At 63.4% G+C, this 16,715-nt stretch carries 14 protein-coding genes; 8 read left to right on the plus strand and 6 right to left on the minus strand.

The genetic code is table 11. The features are described 5' to 3' along the window. Nucleotides 1-501: 501 nt before the first annotated feature. The 8 genes from coxB (at nucleotide 502) to ABVK50_RS09230 (ending at nucleotide 10,405) form a co-directional block, all read left to right on the plus strand. Complete coding sequence (gene coxB, locus ABVK50_RS09195; RefSeq protein WP_353641849.1) at nucleotides 502-1,482, plus strand: cytochrome c oxidase subunit II; 981 nt, start codon at nucleotides 502-504, stop codon at nucleotides 1,480-1,482. Beyond that, complete coding sequence (ctaD, locus tag ABVK50_RS09200; RefSeq protein ID WP_353641848.1) at nucleotides 1,479-3,992, plus strand: cytochrome c oxidase subunit I; 2,514 nt, start codon at nucleotides 1,479-1,481, stop codon at nucleotides 3,990-3,992. Before coxB ends, ctaD begins: the two co-directional genes overlap by 4 nt. A gap of 7 nt (nucleotides 3,993-3,999) precedes the next feature. Further along, the gene (locus ABVK50_RS09205; protein WP_353641847.1) at nucleotides 4,000-4,380 is read left to right on the plus strand and encodes a hypothetical protein; all 381 of its coding nucleotides are present in this window, start codon (nucleotides 4,000-4,002) and stop codon (nucleotides 4,378-4,380) included. Beyond that, the gene (locus ABVK50_RS09210) at nucleotides 4,377-5,027 is read left to right on the plus strand and encodes a cytochrome c oxidase assembly protein (protein ID WP_353641846.1); all 651 of its coding nucleotides are present in this window, start codon (nucleotides 4,377-4,379) and stop codon (nucleotides 5,025-5,027) included. Before ABVK50_RS09205 ends, ABVK50_RS09210 begins: the two co-directional genes overlap by 4 nt. Beyond that, nucleotides 5,024-6,082, plus strand: coding sequence for a c-type cytochrome (locus ABVK50_RS09215; RefSeq protein ID WP_353641845.1), 1,059 nt, complete (start codon nucleotides 5,024-5,026; stop codon nucleotides 6,080-6,082). Before ABVK50_RS09210 ends, ABVK50_RS09215 begins: the two co-directional genes overlap by 4 nt. A gap of 711 nt (nucleotides 6,083-6,793) precedes the next feature. Continuing rightward, nucleotides 6,794-7,645 (plus strand): alpha/beta hydrolase, encoded by an 852-nt coding sequence (locus tag ABVK50_RS09220; RefSeq protein WP_353641844.1) that lies wholly within the window; start codon nucleotides 6,794-6,796, stop codon nucleotides 7,643-7,645. 90 nt (nucleotides 7,646-7,735) lie between these two features. Next, nucleotides 7,736-9,259: an ABC transporter substrate-binding protein gene (locus ABVK50_RS09225; protein ID WP_353647023.1), complete on the plus strand. Its 1,524-nt coding sequence runs from the start codon at nucleotides 7,736-7,738 to the stop codon at nucleotides 9,257-9,259. A 69-nt stretch (nucleotides 9,260-9,328) separates the two neighbouring features. Then, nucleotides 9,329-10,405, plus strand: coding sequence for a C45 family peptidase (locus ABVK50_RS09230; protein ID WP_353641842.1), 1,077 nt, complete (start codon nucleotides 9,329-9,331; stop codon nucleotides 10,403-10,405). Here ABVK50_RS09230 and ABVK50_RS09235 read toward each other — a convergent pair. From ABVK50_RS09235 to ABVK50_RS09260, 6 genes are read right to left on the minus strand one after another with little or no spacing between them, the layout of a single operon-like run. Continuing rightward, complete coding sequence (locus ABVK50_RS09235) at nucleotides 10,389-11,123, minus strand: MOSC domain-containing protein (RefSeq protein WP_353641841.1); 735 nt, start codon at nucleotides 11,121-11,123, stop codon at nucleotides 10,389-10,391. The two genes, ABVK50_RS09230 and ABVK50_RS09235, sit on opposite strands and share 17 nt — an antisense overlap. Next, complete coding sequence (locus ABVK50_RS09240) at nucleotides 11,120-11,998, minus strand: alpha/beta hydrolase (RefSeq protein WP_353641840.1); 879 nt, start codon at nucleotides 11,996-11,998, stop codon at nucleotides 11,120-11,122. Before ABVK50_RS09240 ends, ABVK50_RS09235 begins: the two co-directional genes overlap by 4 nt. Then, nucleotides 11,995-13,629 (minus strand): ABC transporter ATP-binding protein, encoded by a 1,635-nt coding sequence (locus ABVK50_RS09245; RefSeq protein WP_353641839.1) that lies wholly within the window; start codon nucleotides 13,627-13,629, stop codon nucleotides 11,995-11,997. Before ABVK50_RS09245 ends, ABVK50_RS09240 begins: the two co-directional genes overlap by 4 nt. A gap of 22 nt (nucleotides 13,630-13,651) precedes the next feature. Further along, nucleotides 13,652-14,485: an ABC transporter permease gene (locus tag ABVK50_RS09250; RefSeq protein WP_353641838.1), complete on the minus strand. Its 834-nt coding sequence runs from the start codon at nucleotides 14,483-14,485 to the stop codon at nucleotides 13,652-13,654. Then, the gene (locus ABVK50_RS09255; RefSeq protein ID WP_353641837.1) at nucleotides 14,482-15,423 is read right to left on the minus strand and encodes an ABC transporter permease; all 942 of its coding nucleotides are present in this window, start codon (nucleotides 15,421-15,423) and stop codon (nucleotides 14,482-14,484) included. The genes ABVK50_RS09250 and ABVK50_RS09255 overlap by 4 nt, the downstream gene beginning before the upstream one ends. Nucleotides 15,424-15,458: 35 nt before the next feature. Then, nucleotides 15,459-16,589: a C45 family peptidase gene (locus ABVK50_RS09260; protein WP_353641836.1), complete on the minus strand. Its 1,131-nt coding sequence runs from the start codon at nucleotides 16,587-16,589 to the stop codon at nucleotides 15,459-15,461. Nucleotides 16,590-16,715: the final 126 nt, after the last annotated feature.

Raw genomic sequence — 16,715 nt, forward strand, 5'->3', positions numbered from 1 at the left:
GGGCCGCGATCCACTCTTCACCGTGTCTATACGGAGCCGCCGCCACTCGGATGGGGATAAACCCACCGCCAACAGCGGAAATAGCGGTCATTTCAATGGCTGGCGAGAAAAATACGCGAAATTTGTACATCACCCCCTGACCCTCCCGCATAATCACCGGCAGTTTCTCCCGCGGGAACGCCGGTCGCGACGGTGATCTGTGGGGAGGAACCGGCGCCTCCGTCCTGCCGCCAACGTAGCCGGGGACAGTTACTTTCTTTCCGCGGCAAGGCGGCGGCAGTCGAGGCGTTCGCGCCAGCGGAAGTAAACTGTCCCCTGCGGGGAGCGTGCCGGCCCTCCAGGAACAAACTCGTCCGGCTGCCGTTGTCGCTCGGGAGCATTTCGATGCGAGGCCCGGTTGCTCTTTTGCGTGCCAGGAAACGCGAAAAAGCGCCAATCTTAGGCGGTCTGAGAGGGAGAGCCGACATCCGGGGAACGACGAAACGGAGCGGTCGGCCATATGTGCAAGCGCGGCGCTGCGGTCTCGCGCTGCCCTTGCTTGTGCTTGGCGGCTGTTCCGGTATCCAGTCGGCGCTCGATCCGGCGGGCGACGAGGCGGCGACCGTCGCCCGCCTGTTCTGGGTGATGGCTCTCGCCGGCGCCCTGATCTGGTCGGCGGTTATCGGCACGCTGATCTATGCCACGCGGGAGCGCCGGCGGGTCCAGAGCGACCACGCAGCGGGGCTTCTGATCCTTTGGGGCGGCGCGATCGTTCCGGCGTTGCTGCTTGGATTTCTGCTGGGTTATGCGCTCTGGCTGATGCCCAATATCAGGCCGTGGTCCGCGCCGGATGAGCCGGCCGGCCTTCGCATCGAGGTCGTGGGCGAGCAGTTCTGGTGGCGGGTCCGCTACCACCCCGCCGGCGGTCCACCCATCGATGCCGCCAACGAGATCAGGCTGCCGGTCGGCGAGCGCGTCGAATTCACCTTGACCGCCAGCGACGTGATCCATTCCTTCTGGATCCCCGTTCTCGGCGGCAAGATGGACATGATACCGGGCCGGACCAACCGGCTGACGCTCAGGGCCGCCAAGCCCGGGATCTATCGCGGCCCCTGCACCGAATTCTGCGGCACGTCGCATGCGCTGATGGCGTTTTCGGTGGTGGTGATGGAGCCGGACGCCTTCCGTGCCTGGCTCGCCTGGCAGGCAGAGCCCTCGCAAAGCGCCGGCGCTCCAGGCAGCGAACTGTTCTTGGCCAATGGCTGCCCCGCCTGCCACACGATCAGGGGCACCGAGGCCGCCGGCCGCGTCGGCCCGGATCTGTCGCATGTCGGTTCGCGCGAAACGCTTGCCGCCGGCATTCTGCCCGTCAACGCCGACGCCATCGCCCGATTCATCGAACGGCCCGACATCATCAAGCCCGACTCGCACATGCCCGCCTTCCGCATGTTGCCCGAGGCCGACATCGCCGCCATCGCCGCCTATCTGGAGGGGCTGAAATGAAGCCGCCTCCAATAGCCTCCGAGGAAGTTCGCCGCGACCAGGAGAAGCGGCTGCGCGCCGTCTGGGAAACGCCGGCCGGCTGGCGTTACTGGACTTCGGTGAACAACACCCAGGTCGGCGTCTGGTACACGGGCACCGCCTTCGCCTTCATGTTGTTTGCCGGCGTTCTGGCCCTGCTGATGCGGACACAACTCGCCGTGCCGGACAATGATTTCGTCTCGGCGGATTTCTTCAACCAGGCGTTCACGCTGCACGGCACGGTGATGATGTTCCTGTTCGCCGTGCCGATGTTCGAAGCGGTCGCGATCTATCTTCTGCCGCAGATGCTCGGCGCGCGCGACCTGCCGTTCCCGCGGCTGTCGGCCTTCGGCTTCTGGAGTTTTCTGATCGGCGGCGTCTTCGTCTGCGGCTCGATCTTCTTCGACGCCGCGCCCAACGCCGGCTGGTTCATGTATCCGCCGCTCGCCACCAACAAGGAGTATTCGGGCATCGGCGCCGACATCTGGCTGCTCGGCCTGTCCTTCATCGAAGTCGCCTCGATCGCCGCTGCGGTGGAGCTTATCGTCGGGACGATGAAGTGCCGCGCACCCGGTATGCGCGTCAACATGATGCCGCTCTTTGCCTGGTACCTGCTGATCGTTGCCGGCATGATCCTGTTCGCCTTTCCGCCGCTGATCGCCGGCGACCTCCTGTTTGAACTGGAGCGCATGTTCGGCTGGCCGTTCTTCGACGCGACGCGCGGCGGCGACCCGATCCTCTGGCAGCATCTGTTCTGGATATTCGGCCACCCGGAGGTCTACATCATCTTCCTGCCGGCTATCGCGCTGATGGCGATGATCGTGCCGACGTTCGCGCAGCGCCCGATCATCGGTTATTCCTGGATCGTGCTCGCCGCCGTCGGCACCGGCTTCCTCTCCTTCGGCCTGTGGGTCCACCACATGTTCGCGACCGGCCTGCCGCAGATTTCGCTGGCCTTCTTCTCGGCGGCCTCGGAAGCGGTGGTGATCCCGACCGGCGTGCAGATATTCGTCTTCATCGCGACGCTGCTCGCGGGCCGCGTCATCTTCGCCGTGCCGATGCTGTTCGGGGCGGGCGGGCTCGCCATCTTCATCATCGGCGGGCTGACGGGGGTGATGGTGGCGCTCGCGCCTTTCGACTGGCAGGCGCACGACACCTATTTCATCGTAGCCCACCTGCATTACGTGCTGATCGGCGGCATGCTGTTTCCGGTCGTCGCCGGCCTCTATTACTTTTACCCTCTTCTCGACGGCAAAAAACTGTCCGACCGGCTCGGCAAGATCGCCTTCTGGCTGATGTTCGTCGGCTTCAACGTCGCCTTCTTCCCGATGCATCTCTCCGGCCTGCGCGGCATGCCGCGCCGCGTATTCACCTATCCCGAGGGCCTGGGCTGGGACTGGTTCAATCTCATCTCCACGGTCGGCGCCTTCATCTTCGCCGCTGGCGTGCTGGTCGTCGTCTTCGACGTGCTGCGGCCCAAGAGCCGTCAGCCCCAGCTCCAGCGGAATCCGTGGAATGCCGGGACGCTGGAATGGATCGCCGACCCGAACGAGAATTGGGGCGTGCGCTCGGTTCCGCCGATCGAAGGCCGCTATCCCGTATGGGACCAGCAAGACCTGATCCGGCATACCGACGAGGGCCGCTTCTATCTGCCGGACGCGGAGGAGGGGCGGCGCGAGACGCTGGTGACCTCAGTGCTCGACGCCGAGCCGATCTACTGCATGCGCGTCGGCGGAAATGCCGTCTCTCCGATCGTCGCCGCCTTCGCGCTGGGCGCGGTCTTCATCGCACTGACGTTCGAATGGTGGATCGCCACCGCGGCAAGCGCCGTCCTGACGCTCGGCGCGATCCTTTTCTGGGCCTGGACCGGCACCGCGGAAATCCCGGAAAAGCCGGAAAAACATGTCGGCCTCGGCCTGATCTTGCCGCTCTACCGGTCGGGGCCGGAATCGGTCGGATGGTGGGCGATGTTCATCACCATGGTCGGCGACGGAACGGCTTTCGGTAGCCTCGTCTTCGGCTATTTCTTCTACTGGACCGTCCATGAGGATTTCACCGCCGGGTTGGCCGGGCCTGGCGTGCTCTGGCCGATGGTCGCTCTGGCATGCTTCGTGGCGGCATGGGCGCTGATGCTGGCCGCGCGCGGCGCGAATACGCGCGGCTCTGCCGTCGGAATGCGGCTTGCTATCGGTGCGGCTCTGGTGCTGACGGCTGCCGGAAGCCTCGCCGGCCTTTACGGTCCCTGGATCTATCGAATGGAGCCGACGGCGCATGTCTATCCCGCGATCGTCTGGGTGCTTGTGGGGTGGACGGCGGTGCACGGAGCCGTGGGGATCGTCATGCAGCTCTACTGCCTGGCGAGGAGCTTTGCGGGAAAGCTCACGCCCACTTACGACATCGACATCCACAACGTCGTTCTCTTCTTCCACTTCCTGACCGTCACGGCGGTGACGACCTTCGCCGTCGTCGGCCTGTTTCCATTGGTGTTGTGAGGCGACAATGCGGTTCCTCCCCAAGGAAATCGAAACGCTCTGGACGCTGTTCACCGCTCCCGTCGTGTGGGCGCTGCACTTCCTTGTCTGTTATGTCGGGGCCGCCCTTTACTGCGCCAAGGAAGATGCGGTCGATTTCGGCTTCGGCGTGGTCCGGGCGGGCATCGGCGCGGTCACGGCGGCGGCGCTGGCGATGATCGTGCTTTCGGCCTATCTCGCCTGGCGGCAATGGGGTTTCGGAACCTACGAGCCGCCGCATGACGACCCGACCCAGCACGACCGCAGGCATTTCCAGGGGTTTGCGACGCTGCTGCTCTCCGGCCTTAGTTTCGTCGCCGTGATTTATACGGGGATGGCTGCGCTGATGATCTCCGGGTGCTTTCGATGAAGCGCGCGGCGCTCATCATCGGCCTGCTGTTCCTCGCGATCATCTGGGGCGGTCCGCTGTTTGCCGCCGATGAAAACTCCTTCACTGCACACATGTTGGCGCATATGGGCGTCGTCGCTGTCGCCGCACCGCTGATCGCGCTGGGAATTGCGGGAACCGAATGGGATTTCTCGCGGCGCTTGCGGCTTTTCTCGCCTGTGCCTGCATCTCTGCTCGAACTGGTAGTGGTCTGGATGTGGCACGCGCCGGCGCTCCGCGCGCTGGCCGAAACTTCACCGGCCGCCGCAACCGCCGAACAGGCGAGCTTCCTGGCGGCCGGGCTGATCCTCTGGCTGTCCTGCACCGGCCATAGCGGCCATGACAGAAACGAAAGAAGCGCTGCCGGCGCGTTCGGGCTGCTGTTTACCTCGGTTCACATGACGCTGCTCGGCGCGCTGTTGGCGCTGACGCCGCGTCCGCTCTACAGGGCGGGCGAGGTGACCTGTCTCGGCGTGACGCTCAGCGCCGGCCAGGACCAGCAACTCGGCGGCGTCATCATGCTCATGGTCGGCGCGGCCGTCTATCTGATCGGCGGGCTGGCGCTGCTGGCGCGGCTTCTGGCCGCCCATGATGCGCGCGGCCGAACTGATCGGAGGCTCGCGCGATGATTCGGTTCCACTGGAGGCAAATCGCAATCGCGCTGGCGATTCTGCCTTTCGCGGCGGTGTTCGTCGCCTGGATCGGCTTCTTCAATATCGGAGCATCGACCGGGCACTGGAAGATCACCGAGTGGTTCCTGCATTTCGCCATGCGCTCGGCAATACGCACCTACTCGCTCGCCGTCGAGGTTCCCGAGCGACTGCCCGTCGAGGGCATTCAACCGGCGGCGGGACATTTCGCACGCGGCTGCGCAATCTGCCACGGCGCGCCGGGCGAACCGCGCTCGCCGGCGGTCCTGCAGATGCTGCCGCGGCCCCCCGATCTGGCGTCGGTTGTCGGCAGCTGGAGCGACGCCGAGCTCTTCCGCATCGTCAAATACGGGGTGCGCTTCACCGGCATGCCTGCATGGCCCACCCAGGAGCGCGACGACGAGGTCTGGGCGATGGTGGCGTTCCTGCGCTCGCTGCCGCAGATGGACGCCCGGACCTACCGCGAACTGGCATTTGGAGGCGAGGGCGCTGCGGTAACGCTTGCGAACGGTTTTGAGACCGCGCTCGCCGACTGCGCCCGCTGCCACGGCCGAGACGGGCGCGGCCGCAGCGCGGGCGTGCCGATCATTTCGGGCCAACGCGAAGAATATCTTCGAGCAAGCCTCGAGGCGTTCGCCGAAGGAAAGCGCCCGAGCGGCGTCATGGAGCTCGCGGCCGTCGAGACCGATCCTCGCCTGTTTGCAGACCTTGCCCGCCATTTCGCATCGCAACCGCCCGTTTCCGCGTCTGCCGCCGGCTCGAGCGACGCCGCACGTGGGCGCGAAATCGCCGAACGCGGCATTCCCGAAAAAAGGGTGCCAGCCTGCCTGAGTTGCCATGGCGGTGCGCCCCGTAACCCGGTCTATCCGAAACTCGACGGCCAGCACGCCGACTACCTGAAGATGCAGCTTCGTCTCTTTGCCGAAGGCAAGCGCGGCGGAACGCCCTACGCCCATCTCATGGAAAAGACGGCAAGATCGCTGGAAGCCCGTGACATAGAGGATCTCGCCGCCTATTTCTCGTCGGTAAAATGAGGGTATTCGCCGATTGGCATGGCGGACGCCGTTCGTGCTAATACGGCTCAAAGCCGGGCCTACGGCCGGGGCGCGCCCGCAGTTCGATTACACGAGACCGATAGCAATGAGTGAGATCATAGGGAGCAGGGGAGGAGCGCTATTTACGGCCACCCTGTTCTGGCCGTCGCGCCGATGATGGATTGGGCGAAAAGCGCAGGAATTTCAGCGTGTTATTGAAGTCACCGTGCAATTTCGGTGCAGCAAGAGAGCGAAATTGAGCCGATCTTGGCGTGCTCTTTGGCGTCGTCGGGTCCTACGCCGACGGCGCGCTTCCGAGCAGAGGGACCTTGCTCTCCTTAAGATCAAATGGCCGCAATGCGCCGCAATGTCAGCCATAGAGCAAACTTTGCCTCCGCCCGGAAGCAGACATCGCGGGTGACCATACTGCAGGTCACAGTTGCGCCAGAGACATTAGCGGTGCTTCTCCAGAGCTGACAATTCGTCCACCGGCAGGAGTCCACCCGTGTGAGAAGTTCATCGCAGCGCCTGTTTTGATGCTTTTTGATGCAGCGCTTCATTTGCCTTGCCCCAGCTACCCCGCTAGCCCTCCCTTGCCGCAGAAACATGCAATCAAAATGCCTGATTCTGGCGCTGTTCGATCACAAACATGCTTTTCATATCAATATAATCATGAAATAGTCGACGCCGGATCGACTGGGGATGCGGTAGATGCGCAACGTTGCCGGCCACGGCAAGAAGCTGTCCTATTACGATTTCGGGCACACCACAGTGTATGCCTCGCGGTTTGATCAGCGCTTTCCCTATTGCGCTTACGTGCCGCAGGATTACGACGAGGACGGTTCGAAGAGTTATCCGCTGGCCGTGATCGTTCATGGAACTGAACGCGGCATGCTCGCTTACCGGGACGCCTTTGCCGATTTCGCGGAAGCGAACGGCGTCATCGTGCTTTGCCCGCTGTTTCCGGCGAACATCTGCTTTCCCGGCGACCTTTCATCCTACAAGATGCTGCGCGCCGGCGATCTGCATTACGATGCGATCATGCTCGATATGATCGAGGAGATGCGGGAACGCTACCGGATCAATGGCGACCGCGTCATGATGTACGGCTTCTCCGGCGGCGGGCATTTCACGCATCGATTCCTATACCTCCATCCGGAACGTCTTCTGGCGGCCTCGATAGGCGCGCCGGGCGTCGTCACCCTGCTCGATTTCGAGCATGATTTCTGGGTCGGCGTTCGCGATTTCGAGAAGGTGTTCGGCAAGCCGGTCGACCTGGAGGCCATGCGACGCGTCGCGGTGCAGATGGTCATCGGCGCCGATGACCTGGAAACATGGGAAATCACGATCACTCCTAACGACGCGTTGTGGATGCCTGGAGCCGAACTCGCCGGCGCCACGAGGAACGACCGCATCCGCATGCTGAAATCCAGTCTCGAAAACCACGGCGTCGCGGTCCATCTCGATGTGGAGCCAGAGGTCGCGCATGACGACCGCATGCTCCTCAAGCACGTCAAGGACTTCTTCGCAAACACGCTGCAGAAGTGCCGCAAGGCGGCCTGAGGAGCCGACGAACAAAGCAGAACCGAACAGAACAAAGGGGTAAAGAAAATGGGAAGATTGACCATACGAGCACTGTTGGCCGGAGCGGCAATGCTGTTCGCCCTTCCAGCGTCGGCGCAGGAGCCGGTCCAGGGCGGGACGCTTACGATCAGGATCAACGCCGATCTTCGCGCGACGGACGGGCTTAACCGCGACTCCAACACCGACACGATCCTTCATCATATTTTCGAGACGCTCGTCGGTTTCCGCGACGACCTGTCGATCGGGCCGGTACTCGCGGAGAAATGGGAGGTTTCCGACGACGGACGCACCTATACCTTCACGCTGCGCGAAGGAGCGACCTTTCACAATGGCGACCCGGTCACGTCTGCCGACGTGAAGTGGAATTGGGATCGCAGGGTCGCGGCCGGGGAAGAGTGGTTCTGCAATCCATTCTTTGACGGCAGCCAGGGCCTGAAGGTCGAGGCGGTCGAGACGCCGGACGAGCGCACCGTCATTTTCAGGATCAACGAACCCAACGCTCTATTCCTGGCGCAACTTGCGAACGTCCAGTGCAATGGCTGGATCGCCAGCCCGAAGAACGCCGGTCCTGACGGCGCGTGGATCGCTGATTCCGCAATCGGAAGCGGCTCTTTCAAGCTGAAGGAATGGCAGAAGGGCCAGTTCGTCAAACTGGAGCGCTATGCCGACTACAAGCCGCTCTCCGAGAAAGCGAGCGGCCTTGCAGGCGATCGCACTGCCTACGTGGACGAGGTGAACTTCCTGATCATCCCCGACACTTCGGCGGCCGAGACCGCACTGTTTGCGGGTGAGATCGATATTCTGCCCAATCTTGAGACGAGCCGCATCGAGGAAGCGAAGAGCCGTGGCGTCGAGGTGAAATCGACTCCTGGACTGGCCTGGACGCCCATTCTCATCCAGACCTCGGATCCGCTGATGTCGGACGTCCGCATGCGGCGGGCAATCGCGCATGCCATCGACTTCAAGCAGATCGCGGAAGTCCGCACCAGCGGCCTTTCGAGCTTTAACCCGTCCGGCGTTGCGCAGGCGAGCGCCTATTTCGACGACGACTTTTTAGCCTGGCCCGAATACGATCCGGCGAAGGCGCAGGCCTTGCTTGCGGAAGCCGGATACAAGGGTGAACCGATCAAGATCCAGACGAACACGCGTTATCAGGGCATGTACGAGAATTCGGTCATGGTCCAGGCCATGCTGCAGGCCGCGGGCATCAGGGCCGAACTCGAGGTGCTGGACTGGGCGGCGCAGCTCGACAATTATCTCGCGGGCAAATTCCAGATCCAATCGTTCGGCTATTCGGCGCGTCTCGATCCGTCGCAGCTTTACGGCATCCTGATCGGCAAGAAGGAAGCAGCGCCCACTCGCCAGTGGGAAAGCGACGAGGCCTACGCGCTTTACCTGAAGTCGACGCAGACCACCGATTTTGAGGAACGCAAGGCGATCTTCAAGCAGATCCATGCGCTCATGGCCAAGGACGTGCCTATCCTCGGCCTCTACTATGAGGCCGTCACCGACGCAGTCGCGACTGGCGTGAAGGGATATGATGTCTGGCCGGCGGACAAAACCCGCGCCTGGGGCGTGTGGAAGAGCAACTGATTGTCAGCCTGCGATCGATGCAATGGGCGGTATCATCCCGCCCATTGCGGCTATTGAGGTGGAGCACCGATGAAGACCGAGCTGCTTCCTATCGTAGATTGCGCCGGCTCGCCCCGTCAGCGGGGACGCGCTCACGGTGAAGCGCTGCGTGCCGTCATCGTCGAGAAGACGGCGCGCTGGCGCGATGCCATCGGCGAAGCCTACGGCATCCCCGCCGAGACGTTTCTCCCGCGCTTTCTGGCGGCGACTCGCTTCGGCGATGCGATCGAGCGATACACGCCGGATCTTGCCGAAGAGGTGGCCGGCATAGCGGAAGGCTCGGGTATCGGAAGCGAGACGGCCTACGCGCTGCAGCTTATGGACGAGGAGTGGTGGTTCGGCGGGTCGGCCGGAGACGGACATTGTTCCAGCCTCGCCATCGCGCCTGGCGGGGCCAGGCCGACGATCGTCGCTCAGACGATGGATCTGCCGTGCTGGCACGACGGCGCACAGGCACTGCTGAGAATACAGGATCCGGAAGCCGGCGAGACCATGGTCTTTACATCCGCAGGCATGATCGGCCTTATGGGCGTTTCCCAGCGTGGCGTCGGCATCTGCGTCAATACGCTGTGGCAACTCGCCGTCAGCCCGGCAGGGCTGCCGGTCGCCTTCGCCATGCGGGGCGCTCTTAACCACTCGACGGTTGCGGAAGCGGTCGCATTTCTTCGCGACGTGCCGCATGCATCCGGCCAGAACTACCAGATTGGAGACCGTCAGGGCATCGCGACCGTCGAATGTTCGGCTGGCGCAGCGTTGCCGCTGACGATTGCTTCTGGACGCTCGCTGCACACCAATCATCCGCTCGCAAACGAGGATAAACTTTCCCCGGCAGTCTCCCTTGCGGGAAGCGACAATTCGCGCGCCCGCCTCGAAAGCCTGCGCATCGATCTCGAGGGCGTGGACGTGACGCGGGATCGCGTCAAGGCGGCGCTGGCTGCATACCGGTCCGGCGGCGAGGTTTCTATCGCCGCCCAGCAGGATGCGCCTGCGACGGAAGCGATGACCGTCGGCGCGGTCGTCTATGAGATCGGCGAACCCACCAGCCTGTCGGTCTGCGCCGGACCGCCGAGCATCGAGGCTTGGCGCGAGATCACGCTGGGAACCTGACCTCGTCGCCGATCCGGATCGATCCGGCGGACTCCACCGAACACAGCACGCCAAAGCCGCCGTCGCCATGCTTCGCGATCTGGTGCAGAACCGCGGGCTCGAAGGAAAGCTCGCCCTGCGCCAGCGCCGTGAACGAGCAGCGCGCGCACGGTTCGCTTATGGCTATGGTCACCTCGCCGATAGTCAATCTGGATCCGACGAGCTGCTGCTCGGCGAACCCGTCGAATTCATGCCCCGTTTCCACCACGAGGTTCGGCCGGAAGCGCCGGCTGTCGATTTCGCCCGGATTGCCGAGCAGATCCGCCAGCTTCCGCATGGAAGCCGTAGTCACCAAGTGGAGGTCGGCGCGTGCATAGCGGGGAGCCACATGTCCCGGCATGGTTGTTTCATGTGGAGTGTGTGGCATCAGCGCGGCCGGAAATCCGAGATGTGCCGACAGGAGAGACCTCGCCTCGGCGGAATCCGCGGGCAGCCAGGGCTCGTCACCGCTGCCGATCTCCGGTCCGGCCTCGCCCATGCGGGAGGACAGGTTCGGGAGCGAACGCCAATGACGGCGCTTTTCCGGCGCGGCAACTTCGCCGTCGCGCGTATCCACCACGCCCCAGAGACGGTCGGCGACGACACCGCCCGGCCCCACCTTTACGCTCGTCAGGCGTTCTCCGCCCACAGAGCTGACCGGATAACGCCAGATCTCGGAGACGTGTCCCAGGACCCTCACGGCCTCTCATTCTCCTTCGCGTGAGACTGTTCCAGCACCTTGGCGAACCATTTCTCGACAAGGGGCAGCATCAGCCTGCCGTCATGCGCCGCGCCCGCAACCACGTCCTGTTCGACCGGCACGCCGTTGTCCTCGAGACTCGCGCGCAGCGCGGCCATCCTTTCGATGCGGTTCGCCTCTGCAAGCGCCTCGGCCCCTTCCATCCACCAACTGTCCGCCGGCGTCAGTCTTATCTCCCAGGTCTCTGTATCATCCGCGCCGATCACCATATGCACGGGAACTTCGCGTATCCTTTCCAGCTCGAGCGGCTTTCCGAACACGGCTTCGAAGTCGCGAGTACCCACCCAGAAATCGTGATGTGGATCGAGCAGCGTGACGATGCCCGGCGCGCCGATCGAGCAGCCCAGCAACCGTTCGGGGTGGATCAACAGGAAGCGATGCGCGAAATGTCCGCCGCCCGAGAAGCCGTGCAGCAGGAAGCGGCGAGATCGCAGTCGATACCGCTCGGCCACCTCCGCGACCATGTCGAGCAGGATCAGATCGTAGGCGATCCAGCCGTTGCGGATCAGTTTGTAGCTCGACAGTTCGCGATCGGCCGTCATGCCTGCGGGAAATAGAGGCGCCAGGATCACAGCGCGATGCGTGAAGGCAAAGTTGGAAAAGGATCTGCGGTAGTGTTCCGCCCATCGCGCCGTGCCATGGACGAGCACGACCAAATCCAGCTCTTCATCGCCGTCCTGATCGTAATCCTCCGGCACATAGAGGCAGTAGGAGAAGCGCTGATCGGCCTGGCTGGCGAAATACGGCGTAGCCCCGAGATCATAATAACCGAGACGGCCCGGCGCCCGGCCCTCGGCGATCTTCGGCCTGCTCACGAGACGACGCTCCGCAGTTTGTGGGGCTCCGCCCCCGCGAAACGTCGGTCGAGCAGCATCGCCGCATCCAGGAGCCGGCGCGTATATTCGTGCTGCGGCCGATCGAAGATATCGTCGCGGTGACCCACTTCGACAATGCGGCCGTTCTCCATTACGGCGACGCGGTCCGCAACCTGTTCCACCGCGCCGAGGTCGTGCGAAACGAACAGGCACGCGAAGCCGTAGCGCTCCTGGAGGCTGCGGATCAAAAGCAGTATCTGCTTCTGGACGGTCATATCCAACGCGGAAACCGGCTCGTCGGCGACGACGAATGCGGGCCGTCGCACGATAGCGCGCGCAATCGCCACGCGCTGGCGTTGGCCACCGGAAAGCTGGTGAGGCAGCCGGCGCAGGAAATCCAGGGACAGGCCGACGTCTCCGCAGACCTCCTTCACGCGCTCCTTGCGTTCCTTTCGCGCCATGCCTCGATCGAGCTTCAAGGGCTCCTCGACAATGTCCTCGACGCGCTGACGCGGGTCGAGCGACGAATACGGGTCCTGGAACACGATCTGCATGTCGCGGCGCTGCCTTCGCGCCGCTTCGCTACGCCCGCCCTCGATCTGTTCGCCTCGGAAGCGAATCGTGCCAGCGCTGGGCTGCACCAGCCCGACAATGGCGCGGCCGAGCGTCGTTTTGCCGGAGCCCGACGCGCCGACCAGCGCCAAGGTTTCGCCGCGGCCGACCGTGAGGTCCACACCATGCACGGCGCGCTTTCCTTCGGTTTTGCCGAAGAGTCGCGTTCGGCCCGGATAGTCGATGACCACGTCCTCGACGTGGAGAAGCGGTTCGGACGTCCCTTTCGTCCGCGCACCGCCGGCGCTGCGGCGCGGCAGGGCGTCCACGAGCCTGCGGGTATAGTCCTGCTGCGGCGCGCGCAGCACCTGCTCGGTGCGGCCTTGTTCCACCGACCTGCCATCGCGCATCACGAGGACGTCGCGCACGTAATGCGACACCATGCCCAGATCGTGGCTGATCAGCAGGACAGCGGTGCCCTTTTCCTGCGTGAGTTCGACCATCAGGTCGAGCACATCACGCTGGACCAGCATGTCAAGCGCCGTCGTGGGCTCATCCGCGATGAGCAATTTCGGTTCCAGCAGCATCACAGAGGCGAGCATGATGCGCTGGCGCATGCCGCCGGAGAATTCGTGCGGATATGCGGCGAGGCTGCGCTCCGGATCGCTGATCCGTATCCGCCTCAGCATCGCCAGGGAGCGCTCGCGGATCTCGTCGCTGCCCATGCTCCGGTGTAGCCGCAGCCCCTCGGCCATCTGCTCGCCGATGGTCATCGACGGATTGAGCGAAACCATAGGTTCCTGGAAAACCATGCCGATTTCGCCGCCCCTGATCTGCCGCAGGGCCGCCGTCGGCAGCTTCGTCAGGTCCCGGCCTTCCAGAAGGACCTCGCTGTCCGCCGTCATGACCAGCGGCGGCGGCAGCAGGTTGAGGATCGCCCGTGCGGCCATCGTCTTGCCCGAGCCGGACTCCCCCACCAGCGCCAACATGTCGCCTGCGGCCAGATCGAAGGAAAGCCCGTCGACGATGCGCTGGCCGGAAGGTCCTATCGAAACCGAGAGATCGCGGATGCTGAGCATGGGTCCTGGGCCTCTTCCGGATCTAGACCTGCATCTTGGGGTCGAGCCAGTCGCGCACCGCGTCGCCGAGCAGGTTGACTCCGAGCAGGGTGATCGAGATGCAAAGCCCCGGCAGGATGATCAGATGCGGCGCCTGGTTGATATAGGGTCGCGCCGTCGACAGCATGTTTCCCCAGCTGGGCGCCGGTGGCGGCACACCCAGGCCCAGGAATGAAAGCGCACTCTCCGACAGGATGATCCATCCGAACATGGTGGTGGCAAGGACGGTTACAGGCGCCACGCAGTTCGGCAGGACGTGACGGATCATCGTCACCAGTTCGCTGTTGCCCGTCACGCGCGACGCCTCGACATATTCCCGCTCCCGGATCGACATTACGGTGGCGCGCACGACCCGCACGACGACAGGCATGTAGGCGAGCCCGAGCGCGATGATGATGCCGTTCCGGCTGGCTCCGAACACGGCCATGTAGCCGAGCGCGAGAAGCAGGCCGGGGAAAGCCAGGAAGGCGTCGTTGACCATCATGATGACGCGGTCGATCCAGCCGCGCAGGAAACCTGCGAGCGTTCCAAAGACAGTTCCAGTGAACAGCGCAAACGCTACGGTCGACAGCGCGATCCAGCCACTCGTTCGCGCGCCTGTGATCAGGCGGCTGAGGATGTCTCGGCCGAATTCATCGGTCCCCAGCCAATGATCAGGCCCGAAGCCGCTCATCCGGGCCATCAGATTGAGGCGCAAGGGGTCGTGCGGGACAATGAGCGGGCCGAAAACGGCGGCGATGAACAGCAACGCAACCACCAGGCCGCCGAATACCGCGTTGAAGCGCAGGCCGGGTATCCCGAAGGCACGCGCAATCATGCCGTCACCCTGGGGTCGAGCAATGGATAGACGAGATCGACGATCAGGTTGACGACGACATACATGGCGGCGATGTACAGCATGCATCCTTGGACGACCGGATAGTCGCGGGCGTAGATGCCGTCGACGAGAAGCCTCCCCAGCCCCGGTATCGTGAACACGGTCTCGATCACGGCGATGTTCGCCAGCAGGCTCCCCAGAATAAGGCCGATCAGCGTCCAGGTTGGCGCGAAAGCGTTCTTGAACGCATGCCGCCACATCACGGCCGGTTCGGACAACCCTTTGGCACGCGCATGCGTTATGTATTCCATGCGCGAGACTTCGATGGTGCTGGCGCGGGCCATGCGGGCGATCGATCCCGATTCAGCCAGAACGAGAGTCGCGACAGGCAGTATGATGTAGAGCGCGGCTTGGGAGAAATCGCGACTGAACGGGACGTAGCCGACGACCGGGAGCCAACCCAGCCAGAGTCCAAAAACCAGAAGCAACATCAGCCCGAGCCAGAAGCTTGGGATCGACAGGAGGACCGTGGCGACGGCGATCACCGATATGTCGCTCAATTTGTCCTGCCGCCATGCGGCTATCATGCCTGCCGGCACTGCGATGAGGGCCGCCAGGAAAACGGACAACAGCACGATATTGGCCGAGACGAGGAAGCGGTCCCAGATGAGTGGCAGCACCGGCTGCCTTGTTGAGATCGACGTTCCGAAGTCGCCCGTCAGGACATTGCCGAGCCAGATGAAGTACTGGACGATCACGGGCTGATCCAAACCCATTTTCTGCTTCATCGCCCCGACCTGGCCAGGCTGGGCTAGGTCGCCCAGCATCAGCGTTGCCGGGTCGCCCGGGATCATTCGCATGAGCACGAAGATCGTCAGCGAGACGATCAGCAGCGTCGGGATCGCGCTTAGGGTTCGGGTAATGAGGAAACGCGCCATTCCGTTCTTTCCTGCTTGCGCCGGCCCCTTTGCCTTTAAGCAGCCCGCGCCGCGGCGGGCGCTTCCATGGCGAGCTCATATTTGGCGAAGGTTCTGTTTATCGCCGGAAGCGGCGCGATCTCCATCACGCCTTCAGACGGCGTCATGATGATCATCGCAACCGTTGCGGACAGATTGCCGCCTTCCTTTCGCATGGGCGGGCGGCAGACGCAGAAGGGGCTTGCGAAATCATCGAAAAGCGCGGCCTGCAGATCCTCCTGTGCAAGGTTTCCGCCTCCCGCCTTCAGTATCTTGCGGACGCGGGCATCGCGATAGAGGCTGTCCGGAACGTCGGCAAGACCTGTCTCCTTCAGCTTCGACAAGGCGACCGGGCTGAGCCAATGGTTGGCATGCACGATTATCCCGCCTTCCGGATGAAGCGCGAACGATTCATCCGGTGCACACTCCAAGTCGACGGCATAGCCTTCCGCCGTGCTCAATATCATGTTGTTGGAGCCGGATTTGGGCGTGATGGCGACCACCCGCAGCGCCAGCGCGAAGTGCTGCGCCTCGAGCGCGCGGCGGCGGATGAAAGGCAGCGGAATTCCGAGCTCGCGATAGTCCCGGTCGGACTCTAGATAGTTCGCCGTGATGGCGATGCCTGCCGCGTTGAAGCCGCTGCGCGCGAGACCGCCCGCCTCGGTGAACGTCAAAATGTCGGGACCGTCGTCGCGCAGGATGCGCAGAACAATCGATGTCTCGGCGCACTCGGCCTTCCAGTCCCAGTTCTGGCCATGGATGAGTATTCCCGCCCGCGTCTGTTCGGGCAGGATCACTGCGCCGGTGCAGCCGTCAGGCTCGTTGTCGGCGACACCCTTCTCGCGCCGTGCAAGTTGCAGCACCTCGGTGCGTGCATTCACCAGCATGATCGAGGAGAAATCTAGCGCCGCGCCTTCGGCGATGCCCTCCATTTCCTCGACGAGATCGGGCGCCCAGGCCTGCAGCCGAGGCCTGAAGACCGCTGTGAAGCGTCGTACCTCTTCCTCGCAGAAGCCGAGCCGGCCGAGGCTGCCGCCATAAAGATCGACCGAACCCCTGATCCGGTCGCGCGCTGCCTCGCCATATGCGCGCCCCCTCTCGCGTGGCGCGCCGCTGACCTCTACGAGCGGAAAGGGCTGGACAGTCATAACGTGGTGATCCCCGAATTTGCGATTGCCATCACGATAATGCATTTTGCTGCAATGAAAAGCATTTCTTTATCGTTATGGACCACTATGCGCTGCGGCATGGCCGACTATAATCCGCGCCGGGAG

This window comes from Mesorhizobium sp. WSM2240, from assembly GCF_040438645.1.
Lineage (GTDB): Bacteria > Pseudomonadota > Alphaproteobacteria > Rhizobiales > Rhizobiaceae > Allomesorhizobium.